General features: G+C 71.3%; 20 protein-coding genes and 2 pseudogenes. 6 read left to right on the top strand and 16 right to left on the bottom strand.

What is annotated here, in order from left to right; translation table 11 throughout:
* The gene (locus tag ACFY3N_RS10205) at positions 1 to 408 is read right to left on the bottom strand and encodes a hypothetical protein (protein WP_390816160.1); all 408 of its coding nucleotides are present in this window, start codon (positions 406 to 408) and stop codon (positions 1 to 3) included.
* Between the two features lie 105 nt (positions 409 to 513).
* On the bottom strand, positions 514 to 3231 hold the full coding sequence (gene acnA / locus ACFY3N_RS10200) for an aconitate hydratase AcnA (RefSeq protein WP_390816159.1): 2718 nt from the start codon (positions 3229 to 3231) through the stop codon (positions 514 to 516).
* A 392-nt stretch (positions 3232 to 3623) separates the two neighbouring features.
* Here acnA and ACFY3N_RS10195 point away from each other — a divergent pair, with 392 nt between their 5' ends.
* Positions 3624 to 3830 carry a DUF4236 domain-containing protein gene (locus tag ACFY3N_RS10195; RefSeq protein WP_390816158.1) on the top strand — a complete coding sequence of 69 codons (207 nt, stop codon included), beginning with the start codon at positions 3624 to 3626 and terminating at the stop codon, positions 3828 to 3830.
* 64 nt (positions 3831 to 3894) lie between these two features.
* Positions 3895 to 5424, top strand: coding sequence for a helix-turn-helix domain-containing protein (locus tag ACFY3N_RS10190; protein ID WP_390816157.1), 1530 nt, complete (start codon positions 3895 to 3897; stop codon positions 5422 to 5424).
* Between the two features lie 619 nt (positions 5425 to 6043).
* On the opposite strand, the pseudogene ACFY3N_RS10185 reads toward ACFY3N_RS10190, so the two are convergent.
* Positions 6044 to 6440 (bottom strand): annotated as a pseudogene (locus tag ACFY3N_RS10185) (ATP-binding protein); the annotation flags it as partial.
* A gap of 1024 nt (positions 6441 to 7464) precedes the next feature.
* Between ACFY3N_RS10185 and ACFY3N_RS10180 the strand changes: the two are divergent.
* Complete coding sequence (locus ACFY3N_RS10180) at positions 7465 to 8796, top strand: alpha/beta hydrolase (protein ID WP_390816156.1); 1332 nt, start codon at positions 7465 to 7467, stop codon at positions 8794 to 8796.
* Positions 8797 to 9246: 450 nt separating this feature from the next.
* Positions 9247 to 9954 (top strand): annotated as a pseudogene (locus ACFY3N_RS10175) (glycoside hydrolase family 95 protein); the annotation flags it as partial.
* 276 nt (positions 9955 to 10230) lie between these two features.
* Here the strand turns inward: ACFY3N_RS10175 and ACFY3N_RS10170 are convergent.
* The 12 genes from ACFY3N_RS10170 to ACFY3N_RS10115 all read right to left on the bottom strand — a co-directional run bounded on the left by ACFY3N_RS10170 (position 10231) and on the right by ACFY3N_RS10115 (position 21023).
* Positions 10231 to 11046, bottom strand: coding sequence for a histidinol-phosphatase (locus tag ACFY3N_RS10170; RefSeq protein ID WP_390816155.1), 816 nt, complete (start codon positions 11044 to 11046; stop codon positions 10231 to 10233).
* A 4-nt stretch (positions 11047 to 11050) separates the two neighbouring features.
* On the bottom strand, positions 11051 to 11839 hold the full coding sequence (locus tag ACFY3N_RS10165; protein ID WP_390816154.1) for an SDR family NAD(P)-dependent oxidoreductase: 789 nt from the start codon (positions 11837 to 11839) through the stop codon (positions 11051 to 11053).
* Positions 11836 to 12837, bottom strand: a complete 1002-nt coding sequence (locus tag ACFY3N_RS10160) for a hypothetical protein (RefSeq protein ID WP_390816153.1) — start codon at positions 12835 to 12837, stop codon at positions 11836 to 11838. Before ACFY3N_RS10160 ends, ACFY3N_RS10165 begins: the two co-directional genes overlap by 4 nt.
* Positions 12834 to 14024 (bottom strand): methionine adenosyltransferase, encoded by a 1191-nt coding sequence (locus ACFY3N_RS10155; protein ID WP_390816152.1) that lies wholly within the window; start codon positions 14022 to 14024, stop codon positions 12834 to 12836. The genes ACFY3N_RS10160 and ACFY3N_RS10155 overlap by 4 nt, the downstream gene beginning before the upstream one ends.
* 49 nt (positions 14025 to 14073) lie before the next feature.
* Positions 14074 to 15090 (bottom strand): NAD-dependent epimerase/dehydratase family protein, encoded by a 1017-nt coding sequence (locus ACFY3N_RS10150; protein ID WP_390816151.1) that lies wholly within the window; start codon positions 15088 to 15090, stop codon positions 14074 to 14076.
* A complete protein-coding gene (locus ACFY3N_RS10145) occupies positions 15087 to 15533 on the bottom strand; it encodes a type II toxin-antitoxin system RatA family toxin (RefSeq protein WP_390816150.1) in 447 nt (148 codons plus the stop codon). Before ACFY3N_RS10145 ends, ACFY3N_RS10150 begins: the two co-directional genes overlap by 4 nt.
* A 66-nt stretch (positions 15534 to 15599) precedes the next feature.
* On the bottom strand, positions 15600 to 16769 hold the full coding sequence (locus ACFY3N_RS10140) for an acyl-CoA dehydrogenase family protein (RefSeq protein ID WP_390816149.1): 1170 nt from the start codon (positions 16767 to 16769) through the stop codon (positions 15600 to 15602).
* Between the two features lie 189 nt (positions 16770 to 16958).
* Positions 16959 to 17612: an HAD family hydrolase gene (locus tag ACFY3N_RS10135; protein WP_390816148.1), complete on the bottom strand. Its 654-nt coding sequence runs from the start codon at positions 17610 to 17612 to the stop codon at positions 16959 to 16961.
* A 44-nt stretch (positions 17613 to 17656) separates the two neighbouring features.
* Positions 17657 to 18442: an ABC transporter permease gene (locus tag ACFY3N_RS10130; RefSeq protein ID WP_390816147.1), complete on the bottom strand. Its 786-nt coding sequence runs from the start codon at positions 18440 to 18442 to the stop codon at positions 17657 to 17659.
* Entirely contained in the window at positions 18435 to 19436 is a 1002-nt protein-coding gene (locus ACFY3N_RS10125) for an ATP-binding cassette domain-containing protein (RefSeq protein ID WP_390816146.1), read from the bottom strand. Before ACFY3N_RS10125 ends, ACFY3N_RS10130 begins: the two co-directional genes overlap by 8 nt.
* Positions 19426 to 19986, bottom strand: coding sequence for a hypothetical protein (locus ACFY3N_RS10120; protein ID WP_234318704.1), 561 nt, complete (start codon positions 19984 to 19986; stop codon positions 19426 to 19428). The genes ACFY3N_RS10125 and ACFY3N_RS10120 overlap by 11 nt, the downstream gene beginning before the upstream one ends.
* On the bottom strand, positions 19983 to 21023 hold the full coding sequence (locus tag ACFY3N_RS10115) for a hypothetical protein (protein WP_390816145.1): 1041 nt from the start codon (positions 21021 to 21023) through the stop codon (positions 19983 to 19985). Before ACFY3N_RS10115 ends, ACFY3N_RS10120 begins: the two co-directional genes overlap by 4 nt.
* A gap of 239 nt (positions 21024 to 21262) precedes the next feature.
* On the opposite strand from ACFY3N_RS10115, the gene ACFY3N_RS10110 reads away from it, so the two are divergent.
* Both ACFY3N_RS10110 and ACFY3N_RS10105 read left to right on the top strand, forming a co-directional pair.
* Complete coding sequence (locus tag ACFY3N_RS10110; RefSeq protein ID WP_390816144.1) at positions 21263 to 22537, top strand: aspartate aminotransferase family protein; 1275 nt, start codon at positions 21263 to 21265, stop codon at positions 22535 to 22537.
* A 64-nt stretch (positions 22538 to 22601) separates the two neighbouring features.
* On the top strand, positions 22602 to 23546 hold the full coding sequence (locus ACFY3N_RS10105) for a class I SAM-dependent methyltransferase (RefSeq protein WP_390816143.1): 945 nt from the start codon (positions 22602 to 22604) through the stop codon (positions 23544 to 23546).
* 29 nt (positions 23547 to 23575) lie between these two features.
* On the opposite strand, the gene ACFY3N_RS10100 is transcribed toward ACFY3N_RS10105, so the two are convergent.
* Positions 23576 to 24304: a helix-turn-helix domain-containing protein gene (locus tag ACFY3N_RS10100; protein ID WP_390816142.1), complete on the bottom strand. Its 729-nt coding sequence runs from the start codon at positions 24302 to 24304 to the stop codon at positions 23576 to 23578.
* Positions 24305 to 24310 lie beyond the last annotated feature (6 nt).

Here is a 24310-nt window from a genome sequence, read left to right as displayed (position 1 = left end):
TCAGTCGCCCCGGCCGTCGGCCGGTTCCGCCCCGGGACCGTGCGCGGCCAGGAAGGCGTCGACGATCCGCTGCTGGTCGGCGGAGGAGACGGCCTCCAGGTCCAGGCTGTCCTCGCCGAGGGTGATGCTGACCGTGCGCACCGGGCGGTTCTCGATCCAGGTCCGCACCAGGTCGAGCACCGAGCGGAGCGCGATGGGCGCCAGGGTCACGGCGAGCGCGCCGACGGCGATCGCGTCCACCGGCTTGGCCCCGTCGGGAACGTCCCCGGAGCGGTCCGGCTCGACGCCGTCGACGTCCAGTTCGAGCAGGCGCTCGCGCAACCGGAGCGTCAGCTCGTCGAGTTCCTCCTGGTCGCTGTCCCGCCGCCCGGTCAGGACGAGACGCATGCGCTGGGTACCGCGGCTCACCGTCACCCCCGTCATCCGATGAGGTGTCAGCCTACAACGGCGGCAACGGCGAGGGCCGTATCCCCGTCACCGGGGATACGGCCCTCGACTTCCCTGCCGTACCGCTTACTTGCGGATCAGGCTGCGCAGCACGTACTGCAGGATGCCACCGTTGCGGTAGTAGTCGGCCTCACCGGGGGTGTCGATGCGGACGACCGCGTCGAACTCGACACCGGTGTCGGTGGTGACCTTCACCGTGCGCGGGGTGGTGCCGTCGTTCAGCTCGGTGACGCCGGAGACGGAGAAGGTCTCCTCGCCGGTCAGACCGAGGGAGGCCGCGGACTGGCCCTCCGGGAACTGCAGCGGCAGGACGCCCATGCCGATGAGGTTGGAGCGGTGGATGCGCTCGTAGGACTCGGCGATGACGGCCTTGACGCCGAGCAGCGCGGTGCCCTTGGCGGCCCAGTCGCGGGACGAGCCGGAGCCGTACTCCTTGCCGGCCAGGACGACCAGCGGGATGCCCTGCTCGATGTAGTTGCGGGAGGCGTCGTAGATGAACGACACCGGGCCGCCGTCCTGCGTGAAGTCGCGGGTGTAGCCGCCCTCGGTGCCCGGCGCGATCTGGTTGCGCAGGCGGATGTTGGCGAACGTACCGCGGATCATGACCTCGTGGTTGCCGCGGCGCGAGCCGTAGCTGTTGAAGTCGCGGCGCTCGATGCCGTGCTCCGTGAGGTACTTGCCGGCCGGGGTGTCGGCCTTGATGGCGCCGGCCGGGGAGATGTGGTCGGTGGTGACCGAGTCGCCCAGCTTGGCGAGCACGCGGGCGCCGGTGATGTCCTCGACCGGGGCCGGCTCCATGCCCATGCCCTCGAAGTACGGGGGCTTGCGGACGTAGGTGGACTCGGCGTCCCACTCGAAGGTGTCGCCGGTGGGGATCGGCAGCGCCTGCCACTGGGCGTCGCCGGCGAAGACGTCGCTGTAGGACTTGGAGAACATGTCCTCGCCGATGGCGTGGGCGACGACGTCGTTGACCTCGGCCTCGGAGGGCCAGATGTCCTTCAGGTAGACCGGGTTGCCGTCGGTGTCGGTGCCGAGGGCCTCCTTGGTGATGTCCACCTTCATGGAGCCGGCGATCGCGTAGGCGACGACCAGCGGCGGGGACGCCAGGTAGTTCATCTTGACGTCGGGGTTGATCCGGCCCTCGAAGTTGCGGTTGCCGGAGAGCACCGAGGTGACGGCGAGGTCGTGGTCGTTGACCGCCTTGGAGACCTCCTCCGGCAGCGGGCCGGAGTTGCCGATGCAGGTGGTGCAGCCGTAGCCGACGAGGTTGAAGCCGACCTTGTCGAGGTACGGGGTGAGGCCCGCCTTGTCGAAGTAGTCGGTGACGACCTTGGAGCCCGGGGCGAGGGTGGTCTTGACCCACGGCTTGCGGGTCAGGCCCTTCTCCACCGCCTTCTTGGCCACCAGCGCGGCGGCGACCATGACGTACGGGTTGGAGGTGTTGGTGCAGGAGGTGATGGCCGCGACCGTCACCGCGCCGTGGTCCAGTTCGTAGGTCGTGCCGTCGGCGGCGGTGACCTGGACCGGGTTGGACGGGGCGCCGTCCGGGATGGTGGACGGGGCGTCGGAGCCGGGGAAGGACTCCTTGCTGGCCTCGTACTCGTCGTTGACGTAGGTGCGCACGTCCTGCTTGAACTGCTCGGCGGCGTTCGCCAGGACGATGCGGTCCTGCGGGCGCTTCGGGCCGGCGATGGAGGGGACGACGGTGGAGAGGTCCAGCTCGAGCTTCTCGGAGAAGTCCGGCTCGGCCTTCGGGTCCAGCCAGAGGCCCTGCTCCTTGGCGTACGCCTCGACGAGGGCGACCTGCTGGTCGCTGCGGCCGGTCAGGCGCAGGTAGCTCAGCGTCTCGTCGTCGATCGGGAAGATCGCGGCGGTGGAGCCGAACTCCGGCGACATGTTGCCGATGGTGGCGCGGTTGGCCAGGGAGGTGGCGGCCACGCCCTCGCCGTAGAACTCGACGAACTTGCCCACGACGCCGTGCTTGCGCAGCATCTCGGTGATGGTGAGCACCAGGTCGGTGGCGGTGGTGCCCGGCTTGAGCTCACCGGTCAGCTTGAAGCCGACGACGCGCGGGATCAGCATGGAGACCGGCTGGCCGAGCATGGCGGCCTCGGCCTCGATGCCGCCGACGCCCCAGCCGAGGACGCCGAGGCCGTTGACCATGGTGGTGTGCGAGTCGGTGCCGACCAGGGTGTCGGGGTAGGCCTTGCCGTCGCGGACCATCACCACACGGGCCAGGTGCTCGATGTTCACCTGGTGGACGATGCCGGTGCCGGGCGGGACGACCTTGAAGTCGTCGAAGGCGGTCTGGCCCCAGCGCAGGAACTGGTAGCGCTCGCGGTTGCGGCCGTACTCCAGGTCGACGTTCTGCTTGAAGGCGTCGTGGGTGCCGAACTTGTCGGCGATGACGGAGTGGTCGATGACCATCTCGGCCGGGGAGAGCGGGTTGATCTTGTTCGGGTCGCCGCCCAGCTCCTTGACGGCCTCACGCATGGTGGCGAGGTCCACGACACAGGGCACGCCGGTGAAGTCCTGCATGATCACGCGGGCCGGCGTGAACTGGATCTCCTGCGACGGCTGGGCCTGGGAGTCCCAGCCGCCCAGGGCGCGGATGTGGTCGGCGGTGATGTTCGCGCCGTCCTCGGTGCGGAGCAGGTTCTCCAGCAGCACCTTCAGGCTGTAGGGAAGGCGCGCGGAGCCCTCGACCTTGTCCAGCCGGAAGATCTCGTACGACTCGTCGCCCACCTGCAGCGTGCTGCGGGCGTCGAAGCTGTTCGCCGACACGACAGTCTCCTTCATTGATGTGCGCGTTCCACCGCATCCTGCCGCCACGCCACCCTGGCCGATCCGCTAAGGTAAGGCTAAGTTAGGTAGCCCTTACCTGGGTGGCGGCTGCGATGCGCCTCGGCAGATATCTCGATGTCGAGATAACTCTAATACACGAGGGCCGAATGGTCATGCCCGGACCGGCGCGCCTCTCCCCGCCCCGCCCCGGCGCACCCCACCCCGCCCCACCCACCCCGCCCTGCCGCCGCACCGCCACCACCGCCACGCCGCCGCCACGCCGCCACCACCGCCACGCCGCCGCCACCGCCGCGCCACCGGATGTCATCAGCGCGCCCGGGCGGGGTAACCGACTGATACGGAGTCAGCTTCGGACGGGAAGGAATGCGGGAATGCCGCTCACGTTTCGCAAGAGCTTTCGGATCCTCCCGGGGGTCCGGCTGAACATCAACAAGCGGTCGTGGTCCATCACCACCGGCAGCAAGAACGGCCCCCGGTACACCCGCAGCAGTACGGGACGTCGTACGACATCGGTTGATTTGCCCGGACCTTTCGGGTGGCGCCGGACCCGTCAGACCCGTCGCACCGGGGGACACTGACATCGCGTCACCCGAACGGACCCCCCAAGAGGCGCCATCTCATATCTGAGATAACCTCATCCTCATGTCAGACGACTACCTCGTACGCATCGGCAAGCTCATCCGTGACGCCCGGCAGCACCGCGGGTGGACGCAGACACAGCTCGCCGAGGCGCTCAACACCAGCCAGAGCGCCGTCAATCGGATCGAGCGCGGCAACCAGAACATCAGCCTTGAGATGATCGCCCGGATCGGCGAGGCCCTGGACAGCGAGATCGTCTCCCTGGGCTACGCCGGGCCGATGCATCTGCGCGTGGTGGGCGGCCGCCGGCTCTCCGGCGCCATCGACGTGAAGACCAGCAAGAACGCGTGCGTGGCACTGCTGTGCGGCTCGCTGCTCAACAAGGGGCGCACGGTGCTGCGCCGCGTCGCGCGCATCGAGGAGGTCTACCGCCTCCTGGAGGTGCTGAACTCCATCGGCGTGCGCACCCGCTGGATCAACGACGGCGTCGACCTGGAGATCGTGCCGCCGGCCGAGCTGGACCTCGCGTCCATCGACGCGGAGGCCGCCCGCCGCACCCGCTCCATCATCATGTTCCTCGGCCCGCTGCTGCACCGCCTGGACCGCTTCATGCTGCCGTACGCCGGCGGCTGCGACCTCGGGACGCGCACCGTCGAACCGCACATGATCGCGCTGCGCCGGTTCGGCCTGGACATCGCCGCGACCGAGGGCCAGTACCACGCGGTGGTCGACCGCTCCGTCGCGCCCGGCCGCCCGATCGTGCTGACCGAGCGCGGGGACACCGTCACCGAGAACGCGCTGCTCGCCGCCGCGCGCCACGACGGCATCACCGTCATCCGCAACGCCTCCTCCAACTACATGGTCCAGGACCTGTGCTTCTTCCTGGAGGCCCTCGGCGTCAAGGTCGACGGCATCGGCACCACCACGCTCACCGTGCACGGCGTGCCCACCATCGACGTCGACGTCGACTACTCCCCCTCCGAGGACCCGGTCGAGGCGATGAGCCTGGTGGCCGCGGCCGTGGTGACAGAGTCGGAGCTGACGGTCCGCCGGGTCCCCATCGAGTTCCTGGAGATCGAGCTGGCGGTCCTGGAGGAGATGGGCCTCGACCACGACCGCTCCCCCGAGTACTTCGCCGACAACGGCCGCACGCGCCTGGTGGACCTGACCGTCCGCCCCTCCAAGCTGGAGGCGCCGATCGACAAGATCCACCCGATGCCGTTCCCGGGCCTGAACATCGACAACGTCCCGTTCTTCGCGGCGATCGCGGCGGTGGCCCAGGGCAAGACCCTCATCCACGACTGGGTCTACGACAACCGCGCCATCTACCTGACCGACCTCAACCGCCTCGGCGGCCGCCTCCAGTTGCTCGACCCGCACCGCGTCCTGGTCGAGGGCCCGACCCGCTGGCGCGCCGCGGAGATGATGTGCCCGCCGGCGCTGCGGCCGGCCGTGGTCGTCCTGCTGGCGATGATGGCGGCGGAGGGCACGTCGGTTCTGCGCAACGTGTACGTCATCAACCGCGGCTACGAGGACCTGGCGGAGCGGCTGAACTCGATCGGGGCGCAGATCGAGATCTTCCGGGACATCTGATCGTCGTGATGTCGTGCCCCTTGGAGGCAAGGGGCACGACACCTCAACACGCAAGCCGACCTGCGGATACTCACCTTCACGCCCCTCCATTGATCACTGTTGCTTTTCAGCGCCTTGTGCAACGCACGCGCAAGATGATCTTGAAGACCTGATGCCCCATCAGTGAAGCCGGACTCGGCGCAGCGGTCACATGCGGTGATGACGGACCCGTTCGACCATTGCCGTGAGAGCGATACCTGCGCCCTCTCACTCGAACGGCATGGACCACGCCGACATGAGGGTCAAGCACAAGGAGACCAAACGCGGCGGGCTCGCGGTCAACATCATCGAGTACTAGGAAAGTGGGCCCTGACCAGCGAGCTCGTAACTTTCAGCGCTGCCAGGGCCTTCCCCGCTTACGCGGCGGAATGCCCCTGGAACAGGCTTGAAAAGATGTCCCTGCCACGCCTCACTCTTGGGGGTTGGGCTTGGCCGCCTGCCGGAAGACCAGGCCCTTGGGACACCTCGGGGCGTGGAGTGCGTCGGTGCACGTGGTCAGGTAGCGAGACGTGCGCATTACGAGACCGTGAGCCATCATGTCGGCTGATGCCGCATAGCGCCGCTGAGTGCCATTCAACCTGATCAGAGCACGTACGACAGCTGCGGCGGTGGTGTAGCGGACGCGGTAGCCAGCCATGGCGGCTGCGGTGCCCAGCGCGGTCAACAGGTGCGACTTGCCCGCGCCGGAGTCCCCAGTCAGACACAGCGGGTGACCCTTGGCGATCCACTCGCAGGTGGCGAGATTGTGGATGACCGCAGGATCAACGTTCGGATTGACGCTGCAGTCGAACTCCCGCAGCGACTTCTCGCGGGGGAAGTGAGCCGCCCGGATGCGGTGTTCGGCCCGACACCGATCCCGATCCTCGCACTCGGCCATCAACAACTCGGCGAGAAAACCCGTGTAGGACAAGGCCCTCGCGTTCGGCCCGGGCGATCGTGTCGGCGGCCCGGGCTCGTATGGTGGGCAGCCGCAGCAGGCGGCAGGCACAATCCCTCGTTCTGGATCAGCCGATCGCCGCAGCCGACCGCAGAGCGATCCGGAGCCTCCCCTTCCTGGCGTGGAACAGTTTCGGACAGCGAGCGGGAAGGTCGATTTCGTTGAGTTTCGGAAGTGACACCCTGCGGGAGCGCCGACAAACCGGTAACCATCTCCCGCATCGTCGGCTCCCGCTTCGGATTTCGTTGGTATTTCGTAGCTCTTCACGCTCCGCTCAAGAGCGACCTATTCGAACGTCGCCCCAGAGCCGCGCAAAATGTGACCGTAAGGCGCCACATCCCACGATTGACACCCCGTCAGCCCCAACCTACTCTCCGTTCAGGTCGGCGAACATTGAACGATATATCGAACAATCGTCAGGCGGGCCGGTGGGACGTCCCAAGAGACGATTGCTCACATCGGTTCCAGCGTCGGTCAAGAGCCGCCCCCGACACGGCTGGACTCCGGGCCGTGGTCCACCAGCACGCGTCGCCCGCCCGTACACCTCCACTGATCGCCGCCTTCCGCACTTCAGCGCCAGCGCGAACACAGAAGAGGAATCCCATGGGTAGCATCACACGCCGTCACACGATGTCATCGCCGCCCGGACCGCGCACGCGGCCGACGTGGCGCGTCATGGCGCTCTCCACCTCGTCGGCGCCGCCGGCGCACGGAGTCCGGCGTACACCGGCTTCACCGACCGGACCATGACCATCGGCCCCTGAAACGTCCAGCTCCTTTACCAGGGTCTGAAACCCGGACGGCGGCGACTACGCCCGACTCCCCTGCCGTCCCGGCCTCGCCACCACCTGCTCTCCCTGCTGGAAACGGTCGCCCGATACGGCTACCCGCCTGTGAGAGCAGACGCGATCGGCCGGGCGGCTCCGCTCTCCGTTGGTGGAAGCCGGCGCATTTCCACCGACGAGGGCTTCAACCCCGCGGGCCCGCGGGCCCGCTCGCCTCCTGGCAGACCCGCCGCCCCGGAACTCCCCTGTCCACCCGCACCATCCGACAAGGAGCACAACATGGCCATGAACAGGCGTACCTTCCTGGAACTGGGCGCAGCCGGAGCCGTGGCCGCCGTCCATGCGTACGGCACCACCGCGGCAACGGCATCCTCGCTCGCCCCGGCAGCCGCGCCGACCCAGCGCTTCGCCATCGGGGTGAGGGAGTACGCCTGGAGCCGCGGCAGCCGTCGGCTGACCACCCGGATCTTCTACCCCGCCACCGGCACCCCGGGCGGCAATCCCGTCGTCAACGCCCCCATCGCGGGCGGCGTCTTCCCCATCTGCGAGTTCAGCCACGGCCTCGGCGGCAACCCGGAGAGCTACGCACCGCTGGTCCGGCCCCTGGCCGAGGCCGGATTCGTCGTCCCCGCACCCGTCTTCCCCACCACCTCCAGCGGCACCTCGGGCAACATCCAGGACGTCTACAACGGAAACCAGTCCATGGATGTCTCCCAGGTCATCACCAACACCCTCGCCCTCAACACCACGGCCGGCGACCCGTTCGCCGGGCACCTCGACACCACCACCGGCGTCGGCGTCGCGGGTCACTCGCTGGGCGGCATGACCACCCACGGGCTGCTGACCGCCTGGCCGGACAGCCGGATAGCCGCCGCCGCGCCCTTCGCCTGTGTCGACATGGGCAACCCCAGCACCACGGTCACGGCCAACGTCCTGTTCGTCCACGGCGATCAGGACCCCATCTGCCAGTACTCCTCCGCGCGCCAGGCCTACGGGGAACTGCCCGCGCCCAAGGCGTTCCTCGCCCACCGCGGCACGGGCCACGACCAGTACATATGGAGCGGCTACAACCACACCCAGACCGTCGCCACCTACGTGGACTGGATGCGCTGGAGTCTCTACGCCGACACCGCCGCCCGCGACCGCCTCCCCGCCGACGCCACCTCCAACACCAGCACCACCACCTGGGAAGCCGTCCTCACCCCCCTCCCCACCGGGCGGATCGTCAGCCTCCGCTCCCGGGCCAACAACCAGTACGTCTGCGCGGAGAACGCCGGAGCCGACCCACTCATCGCCAACCGCACCGCCATCGGCGACTGGGAACGATTCGACCTGCTCGACCTGGGCGGAGGCGCCGTCGCACTGCGCGCCCGCGTCAACGGCCGATACGTCTGCGCCGAGGACGCCGGCGCCAACGCGCTCATCGCCAACCGCACCGCCGTCGGCCCCTGGGAGACCTTCCAGCGCGTGAACAACTCCGACGGCACCACCAGCCTGCGCGCACAGGCCAACAACCTGTACGTCAGCGCCGGGAACGCCGGAACCGCCCCGCTCATCGCCAACCGCACAACGATCGGCCCCTCCGAGTCGTTCGACCTCATCAACGTCTGACCGGCCGCGGACGAGGAGCGCGAACCCCCGCGGGCGATCCGTCATACGCGTGCTCAGAAGTTGTTGTCCCACTCCGATTCGGGCCCTGGAGCGGCGCTGGACAACAGCTTCTCGCGCAACGGACGGGCACGCCTCTTCGCGGACACCTCTTCCCCGACGCCCCGTCCACGGCAGCCGACCGGAACTCGGGCGACCCGGTCACCCCCCTCTTCCCGGCGCCGTTCTGCGGCGTCCCGACCCAGGAGCGCACCATGACTCCTCACACGAATCGCAGACATTTCCTGGCCCTCTCCGCCGCGGGCGTGGCCGCTGGTGCCCTCACCGGCGCCGGCTCCGCCACGACCGCGCACGCTGCCTCTCCTGCCGACGCCTCGGCCGAGGCCGACCGGCCCCTGGCCGCGGGCCCGCTGCGCCTGTGGTACACGAGCGCGGCGAGCGAATGGCTCCGCCTTCAAGGGAGCCGCGCAGTTTTTCCTCGACACCCTCGTCCAGGATCCGGGCACCGGCTATATGGTCACCTGCCCGTCCACCTCCCCGGAGAACTCCCATCACGGGGGTGTCTCGGTCTGCGCCGGCCCCACCATGGACATGCAGATCCTGCGCGATCTCTTCCAGGCGGTCGCCGACGCCTCGACGCTGCTGGGCACCGACGCGGACTTCCGCAGCCGGGTGCTGACACTGCGCGGCCGACTGGCACCCATCAAGGTCGGTGCCCAAGGGCAGATCCAGGAGTGGCAGGCCGACTGGGACGCCGGCGCCCCCGAACAGACCCACCGGCACGTCTCGCACCTGTACGGCCTGCACCCCAGCAACCAGATCACGGTCCGCGGCACCCCGTCCCTGGCTCAGGCGGCCCGCACCACCCTTGAACGGCGCGGCGATGCCGGCACCGGCTGGTCCCTCGCGTGGAAGTTCAACTTCTGGGCCCGGCTGGAGGACGGCCGCCGCTCCTACAAGCTGCTGCGCGACCAGCTGACACCGGACCGCACTGCTCCCAACCTGTTCTGTCTGCACCCCCCTTTCCAGATCGACGGCAACTTCGGCGCCACCGCGGGCATCGCCGAATGGCTGCTGCAATCCCACGCCGGCGAAGTCCAGCTGCTGCCCGCGCTGCCCCCCGAACTCCCAGGCGGCCAGGTCACCGGTCTGGTCGAACGAGCCACCCGCCGCGCGATCAACGCCCTCAACCAGCTCGGTTGCACCGTCACCCTCAACCCGATCGAGGGCGCAGCCTGACTATCGCACAGCCCGGACACCCGGCGGCCCACTGAGACCACCGGGCATCCAGCCATGCGCACACCCACCCTGACCTGTTCTATACCGGGACATCTGAAAGGTACTCGCAGAAGACGCCGCCACACCCCTCCTGAGCTGCATGAACGCAAGGCTGGAGGGGTCGTGGCGGCACCTTCGGGACTTCTCCGCCGACCGGCCTCAGGCCAGGGGGACCGTGCGGGGCACGCCCCGGCGGAACACCGTCCAGGTGCGGAAGCCGATGTCGTGCAGCACGCGCACCACGTCCGGGTACTGGTCGCAGACGCGCTCGGGGACGTGCGCGTCGGAGGCGAAGGTGAGGGGCACGCCGAAGTGGTGGGCGCGCTCCAGGAGGTCGTGCTCCGGGTACCAGCCGCCGTGCATCTTGGTATTGCCCGAGGTGTTGACCTCCATCACGGCACCGGCGTCGCGGATCGCCCGGAGCATCTCGTCGGCCGCGGCCGGCGCGGGGACGGTCCCCAGTTCCGGGTGGTTGCCCTTGAGGGCGTCCACGTGCCCCATCACCTGGAAGAGCCCCGAGCGCGCGCACTCCGCCACCGCACGGAAGTACCGCCCCTTGACCGCGGCCAGTCCGTCCTCACCGTCCTCGACGGTCTCCCAGCGGGTGGTGTCGAAGATGTCCCGGCCCTCGAACATATGGACGGAGCCGATGACGTAGTCCAGCGGGTACCCGGCCAGCTCCCTGGAGTAAGGGTCCATCCGGCCCCGGAAGAAGTCCGCCTCGGTGGAGACGAGGATCTCGATGTCGCGGGCGAACTCCTCCTTCAGCGCCAAGGCCTCGGCGATGTACGAGGGAAACTCCGACTTGGGCATCGCCACCGGGGGCAGCGCGTGGTCGGCCTCCTCCGCGAACATGGGTGTGTGGTCCGACAGGCCGAGCACCTTGACGCCCTTGTCGAGCGCCGCCGTGACGTAGTCGCGCAGCGAACCGGTGGCGTGCCCGCACCGCTCGTGGTGCGTGTGGAGGTCGATCACCGGCTCACACCGCCAGGTATCCGCCGTCGACGGGCAGGTCGGTGCCGGTGATGAAGCTCGCCTCACCGGAGAGCAGGAACGCGATCGGCGCCGCGATCTCCTCAGGATCGGCGAACCGCTTCAGCAGGAACTTCCCGCCGTGTTCGGGCGCCGCCTCGGCCGTCGCCCGGTCCAGGCCCAGGGCCTCGCGGTGGAAGCGCTCGTTGTTGGCGTTCCAGACGGTGCCCGGGCTGACCGAGTTGACGCGGATGCCGCGCGGGGCCAGTTCCTCGGCCGTGCACCGGGTGAAGCCCAGCACGGCGGACTTCCCCGTGTTGTACGTCAGGTAGCCGCTCTGTGAGATGTGCGCCGAGATCGAGGCCATGTTGACGACGGCCGCGTCGGCGTCGCGTTCCGGGAGGCCCGCCACGAACTCACGGGTGACGAGGGAGAGTCCGACGATGGTCGGGTCGAGCGCGGCGTGCCAGTCCTCGGCGGTCGCCTCCAGCCCCTTGAAGACGAACCCGGCAGCCAGGTTGACCAGCAGTGTCGGCCGGTCCCAGCCGTCCGGGAGGTCCGCGAAGGCGGCTTTGACGGCCGCGGTGTCCATGACGTCGCCCACCGCGAGCCGGACCTCGTACCCCTCGGCCGTCCACTTCTCGGCCGCGGCCCGGCCGTGCTCCGCGCTCCTGTCGTAGACCAGGACCCGGCAGCCCTCGGAGCACAGGCGCTCGACGACCGCGGCTCCGATGCCCTGCGCGCCGCCGGTCACCATCGCGGTGCGTCCGGCGAGTCCTCGTGCCCGGCCCCTCATCCTGCCAACTCCTTCGTGGTGGTCCACCGTCCGACGAGGCGGACGGCCTCGTCGCGGTCCAGGTTCTCGGTGGCTCCGTGCGGGGACAGCGTCCGCCCGGTGCCGTCGGTGACGTCCGGGTCGGTGGCGAGCGCGGCCACCGCGTCCAGATCCACGCCCGCCCGGACCAGGACCCGGCCGAAGGAGGTGCCGTCCAGGCCGTCGCCGTCCCCGGCGGTGAAGTACCGCCAGTTCTGGAACATGCCCTCCAGGTGCCCCGCGGACAGGTGCACGGCGTTGCGCCCCTCCGAGAGCTCGATGCCGTGCTCGCGGGCGAGGGCCCCGAGGGCGCCCCGCAGCGATCCGGGTGCGGCGTGGAACGGGTGCAGCGCGCCGAGCACCTCGTCGCGCAGCTCCGCCACGGGTCGCTCGCTGTGGCACTCCAGCAGGCCGACCGAGGCGTCCGGGGTGCGGTACCCCTGGTCCAGGGCCGGCAGGAAGCCGTTGAGGACCACCGTGGGCCGGCCGCCCACCTCGGTGACGGAGGCGTACGAACCGGAGCCGAGCTTGTTGATGCCCGCCTCCCGGCAGCGGTCCTCCAGCGCGCGCGGCGACAGGCCGCCGTGAGCCATCGCCACGTAGGCCGGGAGGACGTCGCGGACGCCCGCCTCCTCCCGCAGGGCGTCGAGTTCGCGACGGGCGCCGGAGGTCAGCGCGGCGACGCCGTCGACGGCCACCCGGTGCAGGCGGGGATAGTGCAGCAACAGATCGCCGCGGGCGGCGAAGTCCGCGGCCGGGACCACCGCGCAGCGCAGGACGGTCACTCCCTGGCGGCCGAGTGCCTCCACCGCCGCCGCCGCCATGTCGGCGGCGTGCGGGGCGGTCATGACCTCGGGCTTGACCACGACGGCGACGTGGCTGCCGCCGTCGGGCGCCGGCGCCTGCGGCCGGCCGCTGTCGGCGCGGCGCCGGGTGTCCGGCGCCGCGGCCGACAGGGCGCGTGCCTCGTCGGGTGTCACCACAGGGTGATGCCCGTCTCGATCAGTTCCGCCGTCAGGTCGCCGGAGCTCGCGACCGTCTTCTCCACCAGCTCCTTCAGCGCGGTCTCGTCCGCGTCGGGGGAGGTGACGACGACCTCGTCCGGGGCCTCCAACGGGGCTTCCTTGGAGGTGAAGATGTGCACCTGCGAGGGTCCGCCGAACCGCTCGTGGACCTCGCGGGCCAGGCGCATGGCCATCACGTTGTAGATCTTCCCGGTGTGGTCGAGCGGGTTCTTGCCGGCGGGCGCCTCGATGCTCATCGGGCGCATCGGGGTGATGAGGCCGTTGACGCGGTTGCCGCGGCCGACGACACCGACGTCGCCGGTGTCGGCGACGGAGCCGATCGCGGTGAGGTACGGGCGGCCGTTGCGGTCGGTGGCGTTCATCAGCATCTGCACGTCCTGGATGCCGAGCGAGGCCACGTACGCCTCCAGCTCCTGCTGGATGACGGACTTGCGGGCCCAGTACTGGTCCATCGTCTCGATGTGGGCCGCGAGGAACGGCATGTTGACGACGAGGCTGAACGTGTCCCGGCGGCGGCTGCCGAAGACCTTGACGTCCCAGCCGGTGTCGGCGTGGCGCTTCTTGAAGTCGGCGCCGTTGACGAGGTTCTCCAGGCCGAGCACCACCGTCTCCAGGCGCGACAGCGGCGCGTAGCCGTGCAGCAGGTTGGTGTCGTTGGAGACGAGGCCGGGGGCCCGCAGCGGCACCAGGTCGGCCGCGGAGGCCGGCTGGTAGCGGGAGACGCCGCGGCCCGAGCCCTGGTGGTCGACGACGCCGAGCTCGACCACCAGGTGGCGCTCGGGATCGAAACCGGTGGTGACCTCGGAGAGGACGTCGGCGGCGGCACGGAACATGATGTCGTGCACCGGGATCTCGGTGGAGCCGACGCGGTAGGCGCCCTTGCCGAACACCTTGACGCGGTACGGGGCGGTGATCTCGCCCCGCCCGAAGTCGACGTCGGCGCCGCCGCCGTACAGCGTGACCTTGTCGAACCAGTGGTGGGCGACGCCGCCGAACTCCTTCAGGCAGTGCTGGGAGTAGTAGCGGGACATGCGCTCCGCCATGGCGTCGCACATGGTGTCGGGGTGGCCGACGCCCTTGCGCTCGACGAGCTCGTAGGGGAGGTCCTCGACGGTGCGGGAGTCTCGTTCGATCGACAGCATGGCCATCTCTTCTCGGGTGATGAGGGGGAGGTGGGAGAACGGGAGGCGGTCAGGCGCGCCAGGGGCGCGGTACCCGGCGGGCGGACGCCTCGTGGGTGTCGGCCCAGCGCCGGATCGACCGGTACAGCACGTCCCGCGTGTCGGGGACCCGGACGGTGACGTCGAAGGGGTCGGTCACCGACAGGTAGCCCTGATAGGCGCGGAAGGCGGTCACCTTCAGCAACTGCGCCCGGTCCAGGTACTCCTCGGCGAACGGCAGGTAGAAGCGGTTCCACTGCTGGGGCGTCACGTACGGCAGCCGGTCCAGCGGGGTCACGTCGTGCTCGGCGCGCCAGTCGTTCAGGGCCTCGAGAACGGTGTCGAAGGCGTCGCCGACCCGCTGGGCGCCGTCGCCCCGGCCGAGCACCGACAGCCGGTGCCCCTGCGGTGGACCGGAGTCGAGCAGCCGGGTCACGTGCTCGGCGACGTCTTCGGTGCTGACCATGTCCAGCAGGCCCTTCTCCTCCGCGACGAGCGCGGGCACGGCGCCGTTGCACATCGCGGCGGGCAGCCAGAAGAAGCCGCTGTAGCGGTCGAGCGCGCCGTCCGCCCGGGACCCCATGACGATCGGGAAGCGCACGATGTCGGCGCCGTCCCGCTCGGCGTTGACGATCCGCTCGGCATGCGCCTTGGACCACTCGTAGGAGTTGCGGTAGGCGTCGCGCGAGGGCGAGGTGATGTCGCCCTCGAGGCCCGTGACGAAGGACGAGGACAGGTGGACGAAGTGGGTCTCGGGGCCGGCCAGGGAGAGCACCGCGTGCAACGGCACGACGTTGGCGTCCTCGGCGTCCTCGTCGGGGAGGTTCCAGCGGGTGTCGGCGGCGCAGTGGACGACGGCGTCCCAGGGGCCGCGCAGCTCCTGCGGCGGCTCCTCCGTGCCGATGTGCCAGGCCCAGTGGTGCTCCCCCTCGCCGCCGCGGCGGCTGACACCGTGCGGTGTGTGGCCGGCCGCCCGCAGCGCGCGCATGACGGCGCTGCCGACGGCCCCCGTGGCGCCGGTGACCAGGATCCTCGCGGGCACGGTCACGAGACCGCCGTGATCCGCCGCTCGATGGCGTGCAGCATGTGCTCGGCGTTCTCCCGCAGTGCCTTGGTGGCGACGGGGTTGAGCATGTCGGCGAGGAGCGGGATCCCTATCTCGAAGTCGACGACGAAGGTGACGACCGAGGTGCCGTCGCCGGTGTCCTCGACGCGCCAGTACCCGTTGAAGACGTCGAGGTCCCCGGAGACCTGGTCGAAGGACATGACCCTCGCCTCGTGGTCGAGCGTGTCGGCCTCGATCCACTCCAGGACCGAGCCCTTGAGCAGGACGGACCACTCACTGGTACGGGCCCCGGTGTCGGTCTCGCCGATCACGGTGACCGACTCGACGTTCTCCATGTAGGCGGCGTAGTCCTCGAGGCGGGTGACGGCCGTCCAGGCCTCGGCCGCCGGGGCCTTGATCGGCAGGTTGACCTCGACATGCGGCATGGTGGTGTGTCTCCTTGTGTGGTGCCCGGGGTGGGTTCCGTGGCGTCCGGCGGCAGCGGCGGGGCGTCAGTCGGCCGGGTCGAAGGTGATCTCACGCCCTGTTCCGAAGCTGCCGACGACCTCGTCGCAGACCAGGAGGGACGGCGGGTGGTGGTGGGCGGCGAGCGAGTCGAGCGCGAGCCCGGCCGCCTGCTGTCCGCGCCCGTAGAGACGGCTGCCGACGACCGGGGTGAGGAGGGACACCACCCGGTCGCGGGTGTCGCTGAGGGTGGCGCGCAGGCCCACCGCGGCGGCCATGGCCGCCGCTCCGTCCAGGGTGCCGCTGTCGATGTCCGCGGCGAGCTGACGGCAGGCGCTGCCGAGGGTCAGCAGTTCGCGGGTGGCGCGGCCGAGCAGGGCGGTGCGCGGGCCGAAACGCCGCGAGACGTTCACCCCGTGGTACGCCGTGTCCAGCAGGCCGCTGAGGACACCGTGGTACGTGGCGGTCAGCAGCACCGAGAACCAGGCCATGCCGGAGGTGACGTTCTCGTCGATGACGTCGGCGGGGCCACGGTGGAAGACGAGCCGGTCGTCGACCTCGACGTCCCGCAGGACCAGCCGGGCGGTGTCGGACTCCCGCATGCCGAGCGTGGGCCACTCCCCCTCGGCGTCCAGTCCGGGCGAACTGCTCGGGATCAGGGCGAGAATGGTCTCGTCGGTGCCGGTGACGCGGGCCGTCAGGCAGACCAGGGTGGCTGTGGTGGCCAGCGAGCAGGGGTACTTGACGCCGCTGACGCGGTAGCCCTTCCCGGTCGGGACGGCCTCGGAGCGGCTGGTCATGAAGTTGGGGCTGCCGCCGGGCTCGGCGAACGCGGACGCCACGAGGGCGCCGGAGCGTGCGATGCCCTCCAGCAGCATCCACGTGGTGTCGCGGTGCCGTCGGAAGTAGTCGACCATCAGGCCGACCGTGAAGGCGTGCATGTTCAGGGCGACCGCGGCGGAGGGGTCGAGCCTGCCGAGCGTGCGCTGCGCCGCGGCCGTCCCGGCCAGGTTCGCGCCGGCGCCGCCGAGGTCCTCGGGGATCGGCAGCGCGGCGTATCCGCCCGCGGCGAGGTCCTTGATGCGTTCGGCGCCGGTGACTCCCTCGCGGAGCGGGGGCGGCGTCCACGCCGTGCTCCAGCCGGCGTCCAGCAGAGCCCGGTGCGGCGGCACGCCGTCGTCGGGGTGTCCTGCCGTGCTCTCGGCAGCCGTGCCCATGGTTCTCCCTTCGCCCGTCACGGACCGGCCGGCCCGGTGGCCCGCGTGCCCGGCTCGCCGTGACGGATCGACTCTAGGCAGCGCGGAGGTCGTAGTTCAGCGGGTGTTTCTTTGTGCGGAACGCGAGATCGCGCGGAGGCGGCTCCGCCGGTCGTCACCGGCCCGGCACGGGCCTCGCCCGGCCCGTCGTCACAGCCCGAGCAGGGTGAAGAACGCGTCCGGCACGGGAGCACCGGGCGTCACGCGGACGGTGTCCCAGCCGAGGGCCGCGGCGGGTACGAGGTCGAGTTCGGCCGAGTCGCCCACCATCACCCGGCGCTCGAAGTCGCCCTCGCCGATCCGCCGGAACGCGCGGGCGTCGGGCTTCTTCGGGCCGCCGTCGGCGGTGAACAGTCCCCGGTCGAAGACGTCGGGCGCCTCGGCCTGGCGCAGCAGATCCCACATCAGGGTGCCGGGCAGGTAGCAGTTGGACAGGAGCCGGAGCGTGTGGCCCGCCTCGTGCGCCCGGCGCGCGGCCTCCGCGACCGGCGCGCACAGGACGTATCCGCCGGGGTCGGCGCAGCCCAGCGCCCGCCACAGGGCCCCCTCCACCGCGGCCCGCTCCCGGACGGCGCCCTGGGCGCGCAGCGCGCCCTCCATCAGGTCGAGGGTCGCGGGCTGCGAGGCGCCCGGGTCCGTCATGACCTCGTAGAGGGTGCCGTAAACGGTGTGCACGACGGCGCCGGCGGACCTGGTGTCCAGCTCGAGCGCGTCGGCGAGGACGACGGTGAACCGTTCCGGGCCCGGCAGCGGCCGGGACGTGACCAGGGTGTCGAAACAGTCGAAGACGACGAGCGCGGACATGGGTGTCCCTCTCTGACGGCGTCCCGGATCCTGCGGCGTACCGCTCAGGACCAGGAGAGTTTGCGGTGGTCGGCCCGGAAGAAGACGAGGGTGACGGCGGTGAGGCCGGCCGTGAAGGCGCAGAGGACACCCGCCGGCAGCAGGACGTCCGCGACCCCGCCGCCGCGCAGGACGACCTCGTTGAAGCCGCGCATCGCCCAGTAGCTGGGCACGGCGGGAGCGAAGGGCTCCGCCCAGTCCGGCATCGCCGACTGGGGGGTCAGAGCGCCGCCGAGTCCCGCGAAGACCAGGGCCAGGATGTTGGCGATGACGCTGAGCTGGGAGATCGTGCGGCACAGCGCGACCAGCGCCATGCCCACCATGACCACGCAGAGCGCCAGCGGCAGCGCCACCACCACCAGGGCGAGGTGGGAACCCGTCACCCGCAGGTCGAACAGCGCTCCCCCGGCCCCGAAGATGACGGCGAGCTGGAGCACCGCGGCGGCCAGCGGCACGACGATGCGCGCGGCCAGCAGCTCGACCGGGCGGGCGGTGCTCGCGCGCAGCCGGTCCCAGGTGTTCCAGCCGTGTTCGCGGAACATGGCGAAGCCGACCACGTTCACCAGGAAGAAGAGGAACATCACCGCCATGCCGGGGACGCCCTGTTCGGCGCCGTTGGCGTCGGCGGCCTCGCCGCCGGCCCGCAGGGCGGCGCGGAACAGCGGCTGCATGAAGCCCATGATGAGCAGCGGCATGACCGTGCGGACCACCAGGGGCGCGGGGTCGCGCAGCAGCAGCCGGACGTCCTGCCGGACGAGGGCGGTGATCCGTGTCAGTGCCCCGTCACGCATGCTGCTCCGCCTCGATCCTGTCCGTGTTCGCGTGGTCTTCCCCGTTGCCGCCGTGCTGCCCTCCGGTGAGCCTCAGGAAGACGTTGTCGAGGCTGGGCCGGACGACGCGCAGGGCGGACAGCCGGGCGGCGGCGTCGCCCAGGGCGGCCAGCACCTGGGCCGTGACCAGGTGGGGCTGTTCCACCCGGACGAGGAGCGTGTCCCCCTGCCGGATCACCGGCCAGGGCAGGTCGAGTTCGGGAGGCGCGCCGGAGAAGACCAGTTCCACGGCGCTGTCGCCATGCCGCCGGACCAGGTCGTCGACGGAGCCGCGGGCGATGACGCGCCCCCGGTGCAGGACCGCCACGTCCGCGGCGAGGTCCTCGATCTCGGGGAGGTAGTGCGTGGAGTAGCAGACGGCGGTGCCCTGCGCGGCCAGCTCCCGTACGTGGGCGACGAGGCGGGCCCGGGTCTCCACGTCGACACCCGCGGTGGGCTCGTCGAGGAGCACCAGCCGCGGCCGGTGGATCAGTGCCATCGCGGTGTGCACACGGCGCTGCTGGCCGCCGGAGAGCCGGGACGCGGGGCGGTCCATCAGCCCGGTGAGCGCGAGGGGTTCGGCGACCTCCTCGGTGCGCCGCCGGGCCTCCTTGCCGCGCAGACCGGCCAGTTCGGCGAAGAACTGCAGGTTCTGACGTACCGTCAGGGGCGGGTAGATGCCCAGTTCCTGCGGGGCCAGGCCGAGTTCGCGGCGGGCCCGGCGCGGGTGCCGTGTCACGGAGTGACCCAGTACCTCGATCTCCCCGGCGTCCGGCCGCACGAGGCCCGCGATCAGGGACATCAGCGTGGTCTTGCCCGCGCCGTTGTGTCCCAGCAGGCCCACGATCGTGCCCTCGGCGATCTCCAGGTCGACGTGGTCGAGGGCGATCGTGCCGCCGTAGCTCTTGCCGGCTCCGCGCACGGAGAGGGCCGGTGGCCGGCTCCGCGCACGCACCGGCCCCGACTCAGTCGGCACGGCGCGTCCAGGCGTCCGGCAGCAGCGGGGGCAGACCGACGCGGTCCATCAGAGGCTGCCAGGTACGGGCGAGTTTGAAGCCCTTCATCATGCCGCTGCCGGACCGGACGTCGGGCAGCGGTTCGGTGTACCCGAGCTGCGCCTCGGTCTCCGCGAGGTGGTCGCGCAGCCGCTGGAGCCACGCCTCGCCGCGCTCACCGGCCGCGTCCAGCCCTTCGGCGGCGAGCGCCGTCCCGGCCTGTGCCTCCTCGACGGGAAGACCGGCGAACGGGTCGAAGGCGGCCTCGTCGTGGCCGTACATCAGCTCGCCCTCGGTGCGCAGCCCGCGGATCGACAGCGACAGCTGGATCAGGTCGTACGCCATGAGGACGGCGACCTCGTCCTGTCCGGCGGCGACGGCGCCCTCGACGTCCTCCAGGCGGGCCCGGCAGCCCAGGAGGAGGCGGGCGGCGCCGTGGCCGCGGAAGGTGAGCAGCCGCCGGAGGTCGGCGGACGCGTCGGCGGGGCCGGTGGCCGTGTCGCCGGTCACGGTGGTGGGGGAATGCGTCACGCGGGAACCTCCGGAGCCGGGTGGGCGACACCGAGCCACACCATGTTGTGCGTGAAGAGCGGAAGAAGATCCTCGGGGGGCGCGGCGTCGGCCGGCCCCGACCAGACGACGCCGTCGCTGTCGGCGGCCGGCAGGCCGAGCCGCCGTACTTCCAGGGCCCGCAGCTGCCAGCGGTCCACGACCGTGCGGTCGTCCAGTTCCGTGGCCCCGGCGCCGGTGGCCCAGCGCAGCACGGTGTGCAGCGTCCCGGCGGGGCCGACGAGGCGTTCGACGGCGTCGAGGCAGAACGGCACCCGCTCGCGGGGATCGGCGGGCGTCAGGACGGTGCGCAGCAGCCGCAGGTTCTCGTGGTCGCCGAGCACCTTCAGCTTCTCGCCCGCCCACTTGGCGGCGAAGTACAGTTCCCCGCCGTCGGCCGCACGGGCGTTCAGCGCGGCGACGACCGCCTCGCGGGCCCGGATCGCGGCCGTCTGCGGTTTGGCGTCGAGCAGCCAGCGGGCGGCCCGGGCGAGCCGGTGCGCCTCGACCACCCACCACTCCCGCAGGACTTTTGCGAGCCACGGCCCGCGCAGCCCCGCGTGCCAGACGTCCCAGGGCTCGACGACCGCGAGGGGCAGTCCGAGGGCGAGCCGGGAGACGGTGCTGAGGGTACGGCGCCGGTGGTTCCAGGCGTCCTCGGTGACGCTCTCGAAGCGCGGCCACGGCTCGGCGGTCAGCGCGGCGGCACTCGCCCGGACGGTGCTCGCCCGGCGGATGCCGATGTCGATCAGCGTGCCGTGCTCGTGGGACTGGATGGGGAAGCGCTTGAGATTCTCGTTCTCGACGAGCACCAGGAGATCGAGGTCGCTGCGCACGTTGCCGAAGCCCGCGAGCACCGACCCGGCGGCGACCGCGAGGGCCGGCGTCCCCATGCCCTGGTCGGCCTCCTTGAGCACGGCGTCCTTGCTCAGTCCCCGCAGGTCGAGGAAGGCGGCGAGGCGCCTCTCCAGGACATCCGGTTCGGGGAACGCCGCAGCGCCCGGGGAAGTGGTCTCCATGCGTCGGTGCACCTTTCGGATACGGACGGCGAGGATGATCACCCTGTCAAGGGCGTCGTCCGGGTTCAACGCGTGTTCCGGCAGCCGGAACACCGCTTCACAAGGACGCGCGCGGGGGGCTAGAACCGTGTCCCGACAGCTGCGGACCGTCCGCCCCGCCGACCGGCGGCACTCCCGTGAGGGGCACCGCGTCGTGCGGTCCGCGATCCGCCGGACCACGGAAGAGGACGGCTGCGCACATGACCGCGAACACCGGTGACAGGACGGCCCGGGAGGCGCTCACCGCCATCCGGCGGCACCTTTCGCCGCAACTGGCCCTCGTCTACGGCATGAACGGCTCGGGCGCCGTCGAGGCGCGGGGCGAGGGCGCGCGGATGCACCTCTCCGACGGCCGCACCGCGCTCGACTTCGGCAGTTACGCGGTGACGCTGCTGGGCCAGCGCCACCCGGCCGTGGTGGCGGCGGTGCGTGACGAGCTGGACGCGATGCCGGTGTCCAGCCGGGTCCTGGGCAACCGGGCCACCGCGGCGCTCGCCGGGGCGCTGGCCGGCTGGGCCGACCCGGGCCGCCTGACGAAGGTGTGGCTGGGGCTGAACGGCGGCGACGCGGTGGAGGCGGCGCTGAAACTGGCCCGCCGGGCCACCGGCCGCCGGCGGGTGATCGCGGTCGAGGGCGCCTACCACGGCAAGTCCATGGGCGCGCTGGCCGCGACCTGGAACGCCCGCTACCGCGAGTCCCTGGAGCCGCTCCTCGGCGGGGTGACCCACATTCCCGCGGACGTCTCCGCGGTACCCGGCGCCTTCGAGGGCGAGGAGGTCGCCGCCGTCCTGTTCGAGCCCGTGCAGGGCGAGGGCGGCGTACGGCCCCTGGACCCCGCGTTCCTGAAGGCCCTGGCCGACGCGGCCCGCGCCCACGGTGCGTTCGTCATCGCCGACGAGGTGCAGACCGGGCTGCGCCGCTGCGGCCCTCGCCTGGTCAGCACCGACCTCGGTCTCGAGCCGGACGCCGTACTGCTCGGCAAGGCACTGGGGGGCGGGGTGCAGCCGGTGTCCGCCGTGGTGGCGACGCCGGAGCTGTACGCGCCGCTCGCCGCGGACCCCTTCGCGCACACGACCACGTTCTCCGGGCACCCGCTCGGTGCCGCGGCCGGTGTGGCGGCGCTGCGTGTGGTGGAGGAACTCGCCCCGCGCGGCGCACGCCTGGCGGAGGTCCTCGGCTCCGGCCTGACCCGGCTGGCGGAGCGCCACGCCGGTCTGGTCACCGCGGTCCGCGGACAGGGCCTCCTGTGGGGCGTCGAGTTCGCGACGCAGGCCGCCGCCGGCGAGGTCCTGATGGAGCTCGGCCGCCGGGGCCTGGTCGTCTCGCCCTGTCTGGGCCGGCCGGAGGTGCTGCGGCTGCTGCCGCCGCTGGTCGCCACGGACGAGGACGCCGAGGAGGCACTCGCCCTGCTGGACGCCGTCTACTCGGCGGTGCCCGACGAGTTCCGGACGCCGGCCGCCGCGGCCCGGCCCTGACCGTCCGACGCCCCGCTCCACGACCGTCCGGGCCGGGCCCCGGCAGCAACGCAAGGAGGACGAGATGAGCACGGAACCCGGCGCCCCGGCCGGAACCCGGGACACACGAGAGACACGGAGCACGCAGGAGACACAGGCGGCGCCCGACCAGACCGGCGTCCAGTACCGCTACCACCGCGACCTGTTCCCCGCGCTGCACGACTGGGAGAACACCGAACGGGCCATCGTGGAGTTCACCGGCGAGCAGGGGCCCGACGGGCTCCTGGGCCTGGACCAGATGGGTCACTTCGGCCCACAGGGCTGCGACGCCGTGGTCGGCGCCGTCGTCGCCCGCCTGGGCTCCGGCCGTGCGGTGGACCTGTGCGAGCTGGGCAGCGGTTTCGGCGGCGCGCTGCGCTACACCGTGGACAAGCTCGCCGCCGCGGGCGTCGAGGTGCGGCGCTCCTACGGTGTCGACCTCGTCGCCGAGCACTGCGAGGTCAGCGCCCGGATCAGCCGCGCACAGGGCCGCACCACGATGACGGAGCTGTGCGCCTCGGCCACTGCCGTGCCCCTCCCCGCCGCCTCGCTCGACCTGGTGCTGGTCACGGGCTCGATGCCGCACTTCCCCGACCCGGGCGCCGTACTGCGCGAAGCTGCGCGGCTGCTGCGGCCCGGCGGGCTGCTGGTGCTCACCGAGGAGGTGAGCCTCACGCCGGACGGCGAGGAGCCCTCGGAGGCGTTCCGCGCGATCCATCCGCGCGGCGTCTTCTTCACCACGTCGCTGACCGACCGGACGGACCAGCTGGCCCGGGCCGGTTTCGGCGACGTGGAGCGCAAGGACCTGACCGACTGGGCCGTGGCACTGCTCGCCGACCGGCTGAAGGTGGTGCGCATCTTCCGCGGGAGCGTCGCGAACATCTACGGGGGAGCCTCGGCGGACCTCATCCGGGACACCCTGACCGCGGCCCGGGAGGAGTACCTCGCGGGCAGACTGCTGCCCACGCTGTTCGTGGCCGGGAAGCCGTAGCCGGGAAGGACGGCGGGTGCCGTACGCCGTCAGGAGGCGGTCAGCAGTTCGGGATTGCGCTGCAGGGCGCGGGAGACGGCGGCGCACGCGGCCTTGAGGTGCGCGGACGCCAGACCCACGTGGAACCCGGCCTGCGGCCCCGCGACGGCCAGTGCCCCGGCGACCGCGCCGGATGCCGTCAGCACCGGGGCGGCGACGCCGACCACGCCGGGCACGCCGCGGACGGCCGCGAAGCCCTGATGCCGCACGCGGGCCGACTCGACCTCCCGGACGCGCGCGCCCCGGCCGGCCACGGTGTCGTCCTCGGCGCCGAAGGCACGGAACACCCTCGTCGCGGCCCGGTCGGAGGCCCGGGTCTCCTCCGTGCCCAGTCCGCGGCCGGGTTCGTGGGCGCGCCGTACGGCGTCCACCAGGACGGCGTCCGCACCGGTGGGGTCGGCGATGAAGACGAACGCGCTGCCGTGGGTGAGCCGGTGCAGTTGTTCCGCGTGCGGGAAGGCGATGTCGCGGAGCATGAGCTGGCGGGGCACCCGGGCCCCCAGCATGAACAGGCCCATGCCGAGCCTGAGTCCCTTCTCCCCGCGCTCCAGCATGCCCTCCTTGACGAGCTCGGTGATGATGCGGTGGGCCGTCGCCTTGGGCATGTCGGCCCGGCGGGCGATCTCGGAGAGCGGGAGTTCCGGCTCGCCGGACCGAAAGGCGCGGAGGACGCCGAGACCGCGCGCGAGCATGGAGCGGGAGCTGTTATCGACGGACAAAGGGAT

The organism is Streptomyces sp. NPDC000348, from assembly GCF_042898795.1.
Taxonomy (GTDB): Bacteria; Actinomycetota; Actinomycetes; order Streptomycetales; family Streptomycetaceae; genus Streptomyces.
This window is presented reverse-complemented; position numbering and strand designations above follow the sequence as displayed.

Excerpts from the sequence above, each read along its gene's own strand:
- ACFY3N_RS10190 (WP_390816157.1), top strand. The coding sequence starts at position 3,895 with ATGTCAGACGACTACCTCGTACGCATCGGCAAGCTCATCCGTGACGCC.
- ACFY3N_RS10110 (WP_390816144.1), top strand. The coding sequence starts at position 21,263 with ATGACCGCGAACACCGGTGACAGGACGGCCCGGGAGGCGCTCACCGCC.
- ACFY3N_RS10140 (WP_390816149.1), bottom strand. The coding sequence starts at position 16,769 with ATGGGCACGGCTGCCGAGAGCACGGCAGGACACCCCGACGACGGCGTG.
- ACFY3N_RS10135 (WP_390816148.1), bottom strand. The coding sequence starts at position 17,612 with ATGTCCGCGCTCGTCGTCTTCGACTGTTTCGACACCCTGGTCACGTCC.
- ACFY3N_RS10145 (WP_390816150.1), bottom strand. The coding sequence starts at position 15,533 with ATGCCGCATGTCGAGGTCAACCTGCCGATCAAGGCCCCGGCGGCCGAG.
- ACFY3N_RS10155 (WP_390816152.1), bottom strand. The coding sequence starts at position 14,024 with ATGCTGTCGATCGAACGAGACTCCCGCACCGTCGAGGACCTCCCCTAC.
- ACFY3N_RS10180 (WP_390816156.1), top strand. The coding sequence starts at position 7,465 with ATGGCCATGAACAGGCGTACCTTCCTGGAACTGGGCGCAGCCGGAGCC.
- ACFY3N_RS10165 (WP_390816154.1), bottom strand. The coding sequence starts at position 11,839 with ATGAGGGGCCGGGCACGAGGACTCGCCGGACGCACCGCGATGGTGACC.
- ACFY3N_RS10195 (WP_390816158.1), top strand. The coding sequence starts at position 3,624 with ATGCCGCTCACGTTTCGCAAGAGCTTTCGGATCCTCCCGGGGGTCCGG.
- ACFY3N_RS10115 (WP_390816145.1), bottom strand. The coding sequence starts at position 21,023 with ATGGAGACCACTTCCCCGGGCGCTGCGGCGTTCCCCGAACCGGATGTC.
- ACFY3N_RS10105 (WP_390816143.1), top strand. The coding sequence starts at position 22,602 with ATGAGCACGGAACCCGGCGCCCCGGCCGGAACCCGGGACACACGAGAG.
- ACFY3N_RS10130 (WP_390816147.1), bottom strand. The coding sequence starts at position 18,442 with ATGCGTGACGGGGCACTGACACGGATCACCGCCCTCGTCCGGCAGGAC.